At 58.0% G+C, this 11242-nt stretch carries 13 protein-coding genes; 8 read left to right on the forward strand and 5 right to left on the reverse strand.

What is annotated here, in order from left to right; translation table 11 throughout:
- Together L610_RS17380 and L610_RS17385 are read left to right on the forward strand one after the other, a co-directional pair.
- A partial coding sequence (locus tag L610_RS17380; protein ID WP_186441577.1) for a transposase occupies nt 1–192 on the forward strand: 192 nt, incomplete at its 5' end.
- Between the two features lie 66 nt (nt 193–258).
- Nucleotides 259–1155 (forward strand): acyltransferase, encoded by an 897-nt coding sequence (locus L610_RS17385; RefSeq protein ID WP_024849175.1) that lies wholly within the window; start codon nt 259–261, stop codon nt 1153–1155.
- A 42-nt stretch (nt 1156–1197) separates the two neighbouring features.
- On the opposite strand, the gene L610_RS17390 is transcribed toward L610_RS17385, so the two are convergent.
- The 4 genes from L610_RS17390 to L610_RS17405 form a co-directional block, all read right to left on the reverse strand.
- Nucleotides 1198–1839 carry a cell wall hydrolase gene (locus L610_RS17390; RefSeq protein ID WP_024849174.1) on the reverse strand — a complete coding sequence of 214 codons (642 nt, stop codon included), beginning with the start codon at nt 1837–1839 and terminating at the stop codon, nt 1198–1200.
- A gap of 305 nt (nt 1840–2144) precedes the next feature.
- Complete coding sequence (locus L610_RS17395) at nt 2145–2789, reverse strand: hemolysin III family protein (RefSeq protein ID WP_024849173.1); 645 nt, start codon at nt 2787–2789, stop codon at nt 2145–2147.
- Between the two features lie 396 nt (nt 2790–3185).
- Nucleotides 3186–3980, reverse strand: a complete 795-nt coding sequence (locus tag L610_RS17400) for a DUF808 family protein (RefSeq protein WP_256366563.1) — start codon at nt 3978–3980, stop codon at nt 3186–3188.
- A 664-nt stretch (nt 3981–4644) separates the two neighbouring features.
- Nucleotides 4645–5895 carry a PD-(D/E)XK nuclease family protein gene (locus tag L610_RS17405; RefSeq protein WP_186441579.1) on the reverse strand — a complete coding sequence of 417 codons (1251 nt, stop codon included), beginning with the start codon at nt 5893–5895 and terminating at the stop codon, nt 4645–4647.
- Nucleotides 5896–6379: 484 nt separating this feature from the next.
- Between L610_RS17405 and L610_RS17410 the strand changes: the two genes are divergently transcribed.
- The 6 genes from L610_RS17410 to L610_RS17435 all read left to right on the forward strand — a co-directional run bounded on the left by L610_RS17410 (nt 6380) and on the right by L610_RS17435 (nt 10682).
- The gene (locus tag L610_RS17410; protein WP_144706604.1) at nt 6380–6733 is read left to right on the forward strand and encodes a helix-turn-helix transcriptional regulator; all 354 of its coding nucleotides are present in this window, start codon (nt 6380–6382) and stop codon (nt 6731–6733) included.
- Nucleotides 6730–7257: an arsenate reductase ArsC gene (locus L610_RS17415; RefSeq protein WP_144706606.1), complete on the forward strand. Its 528-nt coding sequence runs from the start codon at nt 6730–6732 to the stop codon at nt 7255–7257. The genes L610_RS17410 and L610_RS17415 overlap by 4 nt, the downstream gene beginning before the upstream one ends.
- Before the next feature lie 2 nt (nt 7258–7259).
- A complete protein-coding gene (gene arsB, locus L610_RS17420; RefSeq protein ID WP_144706608.1) occupies nt 7260–8324 on the forward strand; it encodes an ACR3 family arsenite efflux transporter in 1065 nt (354 codons plus the stop codon).
- Nucleotides 8321–8740: an arsenate reductase (glutaredoxin) gene (gene arsC, locus L610_RS17425; RefSeq protein WP_144706610.1), complete on the forward strand. Its 420-nt coding sequence runs from the start codon at nt 8321–8323 to the stop codon at nt 8738–8740. Before arsB ends, arsC begins: the two co-directional genes overlap by 4 nt.
- The gene (gene arsH / locus L610_RS17430; protein WP_144706612.1) at nt 8733–9449 is read left to right on the forward strand and encodes an arsenical resistance protein ArsH; all 717 of its coding nucleotides are present in this window, start codon (nt 8733–8735) and stop codon (nt 9447–9449) included. Before arsC ends, arsH begins: the two co-directional genes overlap by 8 nt.
- 246 nt (nt 9450–9695) lie before the next feature.
- Nucleotides 9696–10682: a site-specific integrase gene (locus L610_RS17435; RefSeq protein WP_144706614.1), complete on the forward strand. Its 987-nt coding sequence runs from the start codon at nt 9696–9698 to the stop codon at nt 10680–10682.
- Between the two features lie 316 nt (nt 10683–10998).
- On the opposite strand, the gene L610_RS17440 is transcribed toward L610_RS17435, so the two are convergent.
- Nucleotides 10999–11242 (reverse strand): transposase (locus L610_RS17440; protein ID WP_186441581.1); only part of this gene is annotated, 244 nt, incomplete at its 5' end.

Genomic DNA, 11242 nt, shown 5'->3' on the forward strand with positions numbered 1-11242 from the left:
GGAGAAATCAAGCGGCGAACCGAGGTCGTCGGCATCTTTCCAAACGACAATGCCATCGTGCGCCTCGTCGGTGCGTTGCTGCTCGAGCAAAATGATGAGTGGGCGGTCCAGCGATCCAGATACCTGTCTCTTGAGACAATCGCCGCAATGAGCGATGATCCGCTCATCAGCCTGCCCGCTGCGGCAAGCTGATCCGGCACAGTCCGGAAGGCACGGCGATCGCATAAGCTACACCACCTCTCGGGACATCATCGATATTTGTTTGCCAAGATCCTTGATGGGAGACAGATCAAGTACGGGCCGTTTCTTTACAATCGAGTGCTGCGTTTACTTCCCCTACTGCTGCTCGTTGTCGCAGTCGTCGGCATCCGGCATTGGTCACACGGAGGAAGTGTCCTCGGCTATCTGGAACATGTAGCGGCTGGTCTTTACGCCCCCGTTCTTCCTAACGGCGGCTGGTCGATTACGGTCGAGTTCCACTTCTACCTAGTTCTGCCGCTACTGTTGTTTGCCTGCCGACGAACGCCGTGGTGGCTCGTCGCAATCCTCATCCCCTCCATGACCTTTCGTACGTGGCTCTTCTTTAGCGATGGCACCGTCCAATGGCTTGCGTACTGGACCATCGTCGGCCGGATCGATCAGTTTCTCCTCGGAATGATCTTTTTTCAGATCAGCGGCATCATGCGCGGGAGACATGTACTTGCAGTGCTAACCGCCGTTGCATTCGCGGCATTTTATTGGTGGTTTGACTCGCTCGGCGGATTTTTCCAGCTCGGAGCATACCCCTCCTCCAGCCCTCTCTGGATCATCATGCCAACGATCGAAGGGGCCGCATATGGTGCATTGATTGCCTACTACGACCGGACTTTCGAGTTCGCCAACGACAACGTCTGGGCAAACATTGTGGCCAAGGTCGGAGAGTGCTCCTACTCTCTCTACCTGCTTCACTTCTTCTTCGTTTTCTGGATGGCGGAGTTCATCCACACCCATGTCATGGCGATGCACAGCTTCTACGTTGCTGTCGCCTGGTCAATCGTCTGCTTCCTCGCCCTCGTGCCGCTAGCCTGGTTGAGCTACCGGTTTGTGGAGCTGCCATTCCTGAAACTGCGGGTGAATTACCTCCGATCATCCCGGGAGCAAGCGTTGCCTGGATAAGGAAGGACACCTTGACTGCGGAAGATGGCGAAGGTCGCCCCCCTACTCCGCATCAAACGCCAGCACGCCGGTATCCGGATCTGCGACGCCATCCGTATTTGCCACCTCCAGCACCGGCTTGCTTTGAGGCAGAGGGACGGTCGAGGCGATCTCGGTCTGCTGGCGCACCGGCTCGGTCGCGCGCCTTGCCCGGCTGCGCTTCTCGTAGAAGGCATTGCCGCCGGCGACGTGTACGTAGTGCATATTCTTGTAGGGGAATTTCAGCCCGGCGGTATGAAAGAACTTCGCATTGCCGATCTTCGGATGTCGCTCGCCCTTGAGCACGGCGTCCGCCGCCGCCATCACATCCGGCAGCGCCTTCGAATTCATCGGCCGAGAGAGGACACCTGGCGCGAACTGGTTCTTTTGCCCGACGACGCCGCAGACTGTGTCAGGATATTCAGGCGCCTTCACCCGGTTCATCACCACCGTTCCAACCGCGACCAGCCCCTCGCGGCTTGAGCGGAGCGACTCAAAGAACATGGCGCGTGCCAGGCAATCGCGTTCCTTCGAACTCCCGCTGTAGGCAGCCGACCGGACCGACGAGGTGACCACATCATCGAGAACTTCGGTGGTGGAGGTGCAGGCGGAAACGGCAAGCGACAGCACAAGGGTAGCCGCCGCGATAGGAAGCGGGCTGGACACGGGTTTGACCTCTCCTTACAGCCCCCGCCGCTTCTGGAAGTTTTATGAAACGGCATTTTGGGGCGAAAAAGGGGCAGAGCGCGCTACAAAGCGCACCAAAGGCACGCGCGACGCCTTGCACATCAGGCTGCCGGTGCTCCTCGTGACTACGCGGAGGATGACCCGCTTCCGGTTGCGTTTGAAATTTTTACAGGTTTCGCGAGCACCAGCCGTCCACCAACCGGAAGTTGGACGGGCCGTACCGATTTGGAATTATCGCGCTACGCCATTTGCGCCAAGATGTGGTTGAACCTGTTTTCGCGACCTCACACTCCTCCCGCGACCGAAGCCATCACCGCCGAGTAGTGCAGGCTCGCGCCCGCAAGAACAAATCCATGCCAGATCGCATTCTGGAATCGCAGGCTTTGCCACAGGTGGAAGATGACGCCGACCGAGTAGATCGCCCCGCCGATCGCGAGCAGCCAGACGACCGGCGCCGAGAAGCTGGTCACCAGCTGGTCGAACAGCACGACGCCGCTCCAGCCGAGGCCCAGATAAAGGAGGATCGAGGTGCGATCGAAGCGGTTCGGGAAGGCAATCTTCAGAAACATGCCGAGCGCGGCCACGCTCCACGTCCACATCAGCAGCCAGACACCCCTGGCGTCCATCTGCAGCGCGAACGGCGTGTAGGTGCCCGCAATGAGAAGATAGATCGCCGCGTGGTCGTACTTGCGCAGCCACCACTTGCGCGGGCTCACCGGCCACATGTTGTAGACGGCGGACATCGACAGCGTCACGACCAGTGACAGCGCGTAGATCAGCGCTGCCGCGGCCACACCCGCATCCGCATAGCCAAGGCTGATCACGGCGAGCGCCACAGCGCCCGAGATGCCAAGCAGGACGCCCAGGACGTGGATCACCCCGTCGGCAGTTGTCTCGGCGCGATCATAGTTCCAGGACGGCTCGTGCATCTTCTTCCTCTCGTTTCCCTCCTACAACGCGGAAGGAATGTGGCGGTTCAAGGGACGAGATCACGATGTGGTTGCCGCGTTAAAACAACGCTTTCGAATATTCGGCTGGGTCGCGGCATTGGCTCTCCGGTCGCCGCCTTCCAGACAACATCGGCGCGAAAGAAATTACCTCCCCTGAGGCCCTGTTTCCCCGGTGGAAGTTCTAGTATGTCACCGCCCGCAAGTTGAGGCGGGAGGAACATCAAATGACCCGCATTACGGCCAGTAGGGCATCCGCAGTTTTCTGCAGCGCTCAATCAGATCTCGCGAGATCCCGATCGGGTGGACTGCGATCTTGATCCGCCACGTCCCGGTCCCGCGCTCCCCGGTCATCCCGCGGAGAGGCCGGGTTCTTGCTCAGATCTCGCGTCCTGCGGCACGCCAGATCGGTCGTGCGAAGGTAGCGCAAAGAACAAGAGACCCGAGAGCAAGTCCGAACAAGCCGTCGGCAGTTGCCATGGCTAGCCAGTTCACCGCGGCCTCAAGGCTCGCCGACACGCTTGCCGAAAGATCCGAAGCCATCTTCGAAATCCAGTCCGACGGCTGGTGCACGCCCAGTTCATGGAGACCATGTATGAAGATGCTTCCACCCACCCAAAGCATCGCAGCGGCCCCAACAATCGTCAGCGCCAAGAGCAGCTTCGGCACGGCTCGCACAACCAGGCGGCCTAACGTTCTGGTTGCTCCCAGACGTCCCCTGCGTGCCATAAGCACTCCGATGTCATCGAGCTTAACGATCACCGCGACGACGCCATAAACAAGGGCCGTGATCATGATGCCCACAAGGACCAGCGTGAAAAGTTCGGTCCAGACTGAAGTGCTTTCGATCATGGAAAGCGCCAGGGTCATAATTTCAGCCGACAGGATCAGATCGGTCTTGATGGCCCCGGCGACACGCGCTTCTTCAAGCGCGGTGGGATCCTTCTCGGCATGCACGTCATCTTCGTGGGATGCTCCTTGGTGAAGGAGCTTGTGCCAGATCTTCTCCGCGCCTTCGAAACAGAGATACATGCCTCCGATCATCAAGAGCGCGGTAATTCCCAGTGGAAAAAAATAGTCGAGCGCCAGAAGCACAGGAATGAGGACAGCCTTGTTCCGCAGGCTGCCCAGCGCGATTTTGCCGATCATCGGCAACTCGCGTGCAGCGGTAATTCATGGCATCGAATGAACTGGAATCAGCCGAGGATAATGGATCCCACACACCATAGGTTTCCTGTCCGGCGACCATCAGCCGTTCTGCACTGCGCTCATACTCCTCACTGAAGATCAAAGGCGCCGGCAAACTAATCTTGGACGCAAGTTCTCCCAAATCCACCGCGGATCTTAAGGCGGCGGCGTAAGCCTTTCGATACTCAGCGGATGGCTCCACCCAAACAACTGTCTTTTCCAGCATTTCTCCCCCTCCCGATTATGGTCCCTTGTGAAGACTTGCCAGCATACCGCGATAGTTCAACGCCAAACACGCGCGTTTCCACATCTCATCAACCGGCACATCCCAGCCACACGCGCGCGACACCGTCCGGTCCATCACACACAAGCTAGCGCACCCGATGGGAGACAAACCTGTGAACCTTTGCGCCCGCTTCATTGCAGGCGAATAGGAGCACAACGCTGCCGAGGGCCACCGCCCGGCTTCGTATTTCGGGGCCAGCTATGCTCTCAGAGGCGCTCACTGGCGCGCGCCAATTGAACGGCAGTGTCCAATCGCTCAGATGCGCGCAGAACCAGCCGGTGATTACCCCTGTGTCAAAGGAAGCTCACCGAGCTGCAGGTCAGACGATACGCACTTTGAGGAGGAAAGCGCGCAGCCTGCGCCTCAACGACGGATTTCGTCACGTGCGACGTGGACGTTGCTGACAGCCATCGACATGTTGGCTAGCTGGGCAAGGATGGGATCGAAATGATCGAAAACTTTCTGGGCGAAACTTTTAAGATTTGCTGTCACCTGCGTGATACAAAGTTCCAGATCCGCATCGCCTTCCATCTGAACCCTAAGTATCGATTCCTTAGCTAAGCATATCCACTCGCGCCCCGACCGCGAGGACAGCGGAGGAAGCTTCTTCTTTTCCAACAAGGAAACATACGCATTTCGCGCAGCCTCATCACCCGGCCCAAGATAAAGGTATCCATTGAGGCTGTCGCTCTCTCGCTTTAGCTCCAAAAGGATAAATCTATTAGATTCGGTCCAAGTCGAGCACTTGAAGTGTGGCAGGTTATCCCATTTCTTGAACGCGAAGCGAATGATGGTCCGGGAGTCGGCGTCTAGCACAACCTCCGAGCTGGCATCACTGAGAGACTTTGCGAGCTCGGCTCCGCGATCCCTGAGGGCACTGAAGAGATTTCCGACAGCGTCCGGCCGGCGGTCCGCCAGGAACTCCAAAGCTTCCTTGTGCCTCGACCACAGCTTGCGCGCAAGTTCCTCAAGGCTTCGGTCTTCCAAGTGGTGCCTCCTCAGCATCTTTAGATAGGCCTGAAAGCTGTCCCTCGCGGCTGGCGGGCCCTCGGATTTCGCTATCAGGTCAAATTCGTTGGCCAGATGCTCAATCTTGAGGCGTTGCCAGTGGTCGTCGCGCGGAACTTCGTCGTGTTTCGTCAGAAACACATTCAGATGTCTCCACCCTTTTTCGCGAGGCCACTCCTCTTCTGCGATCCGCCTATACCGCCGAAGTTGATCATCGCCTTGGCTCGCGTCGATCTTCAGCTCAATCGGGATCACGATCTTTTCAGAGGGCAGGACAATCAAGAGATCGATGTTTCGCCATTCACGGCGGACTTCAGCCTGCTCAAGATCCATTAGGTGGGCTTCGAGAGGTCTTAGACGATCACTCCCACCCGTTGATGAACTCGTTCGAGAAAGTGCTCTCAGAAATGCGCGGAGCACCGATGCGTGAAACCCATGAGGACGCATCGGGTCCAAGAAGTAGGCGAGGAAGTTGCCGTGCCGGACTTCTGAACGGACCATCCCCAGCGCCTCGAACGGGCAGAATCGATCTAACTCCTTCTCAAGCGCCCGGAAGTCTTCATCCTCAACAAGAAGGCGTTCCAGCTGTTCTTCAATGTCAGCCACGTTCGAATCCAAACCCGTCCCGTCGTTTTGCCGATCAATCATTAGCTGCTGAGATCATGTAGTTCCACACTTCGCTTCCCGGATGAAGAGGGCCGGCACACCCCGGCCACACGCCCACCACGCCTTCCGCCTCATCCCACACACACTCGCGCACCCGACAGGTTTCGAACCAGTGACCTCTGCCGACGAAGGAGCGCACAAACCCACGTATTCTTCACGTTCCCCGTTGAAGCGATCTGCCTGATCGTCTAAGAGGGCAACATATCCGGATGCACCCGTAGCTCAGCTGGATAGAGTGCTGCCCTCCGAACTCGGCTCCTCGGAAAATGCCCTACTGTTTCAACGCCTTGCCGGGCAAGGATTTCTGAATCCCGCGTGATCAGGCACGTGCTGGAACGGCACAGCCACGCCACTTCCCGGACACCGCTAGCAGACCGGGACTCCATCATCTTGCATTGATCCACAAATCGAGTAATCTCGATATATGGAATCAGATAACGCAATCACCGCGCTCGCCGCGCTCGCCCAAACAACTCGGCTCGAAGCTTTCCGGCTGCTTGTTCAGCATGAACCGGATGGTCTTCCTGCCGGTGAGTTAGCCCGCCTGCTCGACGTCCCCCAAAACACCATGTCGTCGCACCTCTCCACCCTTGCCCGGGCCGGGCTTATTGAAGGCGAGCGCCAAAGCAGATCCATCATATACCGCGCCAAGCTCAATGGCCTCAAAGAGCTTATGCTGTTTCTGCTCAAGGACTGCTGCGGTGGCAATGCCGAGCTGTGCGCACCATTAATCGCTGAACTCACCCCCTGCTGCTCACCGCAAGAGGCCACCCAATGACCGAGAAAATCTACAACGTCCTTTTTCTTTGCACCGGTAACTCCGCTCGCTCGATTCTCGCTGAAGCCACGATGAACCACGTTGGACAAGGGCGCTTCAAAGCTTTTTCGGCCGGCAGCATGCCAAAGGGGGAGGTGCATCCTCTAGCCATCCAGACGCTAACCAATGTGGGGATCTCCACCGAAGGACTACGCTCGAAGGCTTGGGACGAGTTTGCCACCCCAGATGCTCCAAAGATGGATTTCGTATTCACGGTTTGCGATAATGCAGCTGGTGAAGTCTGCCCAGTGTGGCCAGGGCAACCTATGACGGCCCATTGGGGGATCGAAGATCCTGCGGATGCAGATGGCCCTGAGTTCGTCAAGCAAGCAGCCTTCGAAGATGCTCTCCGGTTCATGCGCAACCGCATAGCAGCGTTCATGAGCCTGCCGCTTACCTCTATCGACCGCATGTCACTTCAGTCCAAATTGCGAGGCATTGGAGCTATGGATGGCACAACCAGCCCAGATGGCGAGGACGCGTAACCATGTCTATATTTGAACGCTACCTGACCATTTGGGTTGGTCTTTGCATCATCATCGGTGTCGCACTTGGACATTTCATACCAGGTGTATTCCAGCTCCTGGGCTCTGCTGAATATGCGAACGTCAATATACCCATGGCGGTGCTGATCTGGCTGATGATCATCCCCATGCTGGTGCGGATCGATTTCGCAAGCCTGCGGCATGTAACCAACTATTGGCGCGGGATCGGCGTGACGCTGTTCATAAACTGGGCCGTGAAGCCATTCTCGATGGCGCTGTTGGGCTGGCTGTTCATTGGCTACCTTTTTCGTCCGCTACTGCCCGAAGCGCAGATCGAATCCTACATCGCCGGCCTGATCATCCTGGCAGCCGCTCCCTGCACAGCCATGGTATTCGTCTGGTCAAACCTGACCAGGGGCGAACCCCACTTCACGCTGTCGCAAGTTGCACTCAATGACGCCATTATGATCGTAGCGTTTGCCCCGGTTGTGGCGCTACTCCTTGGCTTGTCTGCCATCACCGTGCCCTGGGCAACCCTCGTTCTATCGGTAGCTCTCTATATCATAGTCCCGGTCATCGCAGCGCAGATCCTGCGCCGGTATCTTCTGGCACAAGGCGGCATGGAGGCCATCAACAAGGCGCTCGCCTTCCTGCAGCCGCTTTCCATTGTGGCGCTTCTGGTAACGCTGGTCATGCTGTTCGGCTTCCAGGGCGAGCAGATCATCGCACAGCCACTGGTGATAGCGCTTCTAGCGGTCCCGATCCTCATACAGGTCTATTTCAACTCGGGATTGGCCTATCTGCTGAACAGAGCATCCGGTGAGCAACATTGCGTGGCGGGACCGTCGGCGCTGATCGGTGCATCAAACTTCTTTGAGCTGGCAGTAGCCGCCGCCATAAGCTTGTTCGGCTTCAATTCCGGTGCGGCTCTTGCCACGGTCGTGGGCGTCTTGGTGGAAGTGCCCGTAATGCTCTCGGTCGTGTGGATCGTCAACAGAAGCAAGGGCTGGTATGAGCGTGGCGCCGCCGTCCAGACAACAACAGGGTTGAAGAGTCCGGCAGAATGAGCATCACGATCTATCACAATCCGAAGTGTGGCACTTCGCGTAACACGCTCGCGATGATCCGAGCGAGTGGTGAAGAGCCCGAGATCATCGAATACCTCAAGACGCCGCCATCGCGCGAGCGCTTGCAACAGATGATCGCGGCCGCAGGGCTTACCGTGCGCGAGGCAATCCGCCAAAAGGGAACGCCATATCTGGAACTCGGCCTCGATGACGAAACATTGAGCGACGAGGCGCTGCTCGACGCGATGGAGGCTCATCCAATCCTGATCAACCGGCCTTTTGTGGTTACGTCAAAAGGCGTGCGCCTGGCACGACCCTCAGAGATTGTCCTCGAGATCTTGCCCAATCCCGATATCGGTGACTTCACCAAGGAGGATGGTGAAGCCGTGCCGTCGCGAAGTGCATCAGATGGCTGACATTGCAGAGCTGACGAACCTTCTTTCGGAAGCATTTCAACTCCCGGACCTTGCGCGGCTGACGCCTGCGAAGATCGACCACAAACCACGCATCCTTCTCCTTTATGGCTCATTGCGGGAGCGCTCATATAGTCGCTTCCTCACCCTTGAAGCAGAGCGCCTGCTCACAGCTCTAGGGGCCGAGACGCGAGTGTTCCATGCGAATGGTTTGCCTCTCCCTGACGATGCGCCTGACACCCATCCAAAGGTGCAGGAACTGCGCGAGGCTATGCTTTGGTCTGAAGGGCAAGTCTGGACCAGCCCTGAACGTCATGGTGCCATGAGTGCCGTCATGAAGGCGCAGATCGATTGGATACCGCTCCCTGGCGGTGCGATCCGTCCCACACAAGGAAGAACCCTTGCTGTGATGCAGGTCTCAGGAGGGTCACAATCGTTCAATGCAGTCAATCAGATGCGCGTGCTCGGACGCTGGATGAGGATGATAACGATCCCAAACCAGTCTTCCGTCGCAAAAGCATGGCAGGAGTTCACGCCCGAGGGCCGGATGAAGCCTTCATCCTACTACGACCGGGTGGTCGACGTGATGGAGGAACTGATGAAGTTCACGCTGCTGACGCGCGGCATTGCTGACCATCTTACTGACCGCTATAGCGAGCGCAAGGAAACAGCCGAGAAGTTCGAAGAGCGGACGCGCTTGGGATCGATCTAGCAGAAGCGCGTGCTCCATCTCACTGCATCTTTCTGTAAAGGGCTGCCATTCTTAGGCAGCACTCTCCGGCACGTATCACCTGATCTAACCCGTTGATCCTGCAAGGCCCCGCAGCGACTCAGGAAGGCACCCTACAGCGCCGTTCTACGCCGCGGCACAATCTGGTCACATCGGACCAGGAATGCTCCTTGGCACCCTCCTGGGGGCGTCCTACGCATCATGAGGCACAGAACAAGGAGGTGCTTCATGGCAACGATCAGACGGCTCAGAGGGCGGTGGCAGGCCCAGGTTCGTCGTAAAGGAATTCCCCCGCGTGCCAAGAGCTTCGACACAAAAATCGACGCTGAGAAGTGGGCCCGCAACCTGGAAGCTGAGTTAGATCGCTGCGGCTCCCTGCCAGACACGCGCCTGGCAGAGCAGATGACCGTGCGCGACCTGTTTGAGCGCTATCTGAAAGAGATCACGCCGCACAAGCGCTCAGCCTCTACGGAGGTCTATCGGCTCAGGGCGATGCTCAAGCGCGACATTGCGCACAGGACGCTGGCCACGCTGACGCCTCAGCACATCGCCACCTACCGGGATGAGCGGTTGGCCGTTGCATCTCCCGCGACCGTGATCCGCGAGCTCAACTCGCTTGGACATGCGATCGACATTGCCCGCAAAGAGTGGGGCGTTCACCTGCCACAGAACCCCTGCAAGCTGATCCGGCGCCCTAAAGCACCAAAGGGACGGGATCGACGCCTCGCGCCCGGAGAAGAGCAGCTGCTTCTGGATGCAGCTGACAATGGACGCAATCCTTACATGCGTCCACTGATCATTCTCGCCCTCGAGACTGCCATGCGTCAGGGCGAGCTTCTGTCGCTGACGTGGGACGATATCGACTTCGATAAGCGCATCGCTCATCTCGCCCTCACCAAGAACGGTGAGAGCCGAAACGTGCCGCTCTCCTCACGGGCTATCGAAGTGCTGACACAGCTTAAAAGCAGGTCCAACGACCAACGCGTCTTACCCACCACCAAGAGCGCCGTTATACAGGCTTGGGAGCACCTCAGAGCGCGCGCGGGATGCTCGGACCTGCACTTCCACGATCTGCGCCACGAAGCCGTCACGCGCCTTCTGGAGCGTGGGTGGAACGTAATCGAGGTCGCCACCGTCTCCGGTCACAAGGAGCTCAAGATGCTGCAGCGCTACTCGCACCTGCGAGCAGAAGATCTGGTGGCTCGCCTGGGGTAAACAGCGCATGCCCCGTCCGTAGAAAGATCAGGTTGGACCATCGGTATTGATCGCCAAGCCACTCAGCCTCCGTCTAGCGATGTCCTAGAGGATTCCTTTTGAGTCGAAGGGGAGCCGCTTTGCGCCCCGATGCAAGCCAGGCTCTAACCTCCTCTGTTGAGGTGCCCTGCAGGAGACAAGCGGAGATCGGCTACATCTCCTCTCTTCACCTCCGAATATTCTCGGCCGTTCGGTTGTTTCGCATCAAGGATGGTGTCCCACCGCGTGGTGTAACTGACGGCATTGGTCGCCGTGCTGTCCGGCTTGGCCGGGTTGGTCAGCGTGCTGCTACTGCTGGCAGGCTGATGAAGGGATCATCGCTCAATTGTCCGACGCTTTCCAGCGTCATGTAGCGGGCACGCTGAACGGCCCATTCATCGTTCTGTTCGAGCAGCAGGGCTCCGACGAGACGCACGATGGCGTCGTCATTCGGGAATATGCCGACGACATCGGTGCGCCGCTTGATCTCCCCGTTAAGGCGTTCGATCGGATTCGTGCTGTGAAGCTTGGCCCGATGCTCC

It is taken from the genome of Aminobacter sp. J44 (assembly GCF_007829415.1).
GTDB lineage: Bacteria > Pseudomonadota > Alphaproteobacteria > Rhizobiales > Rhizobiaceae > Aerobium.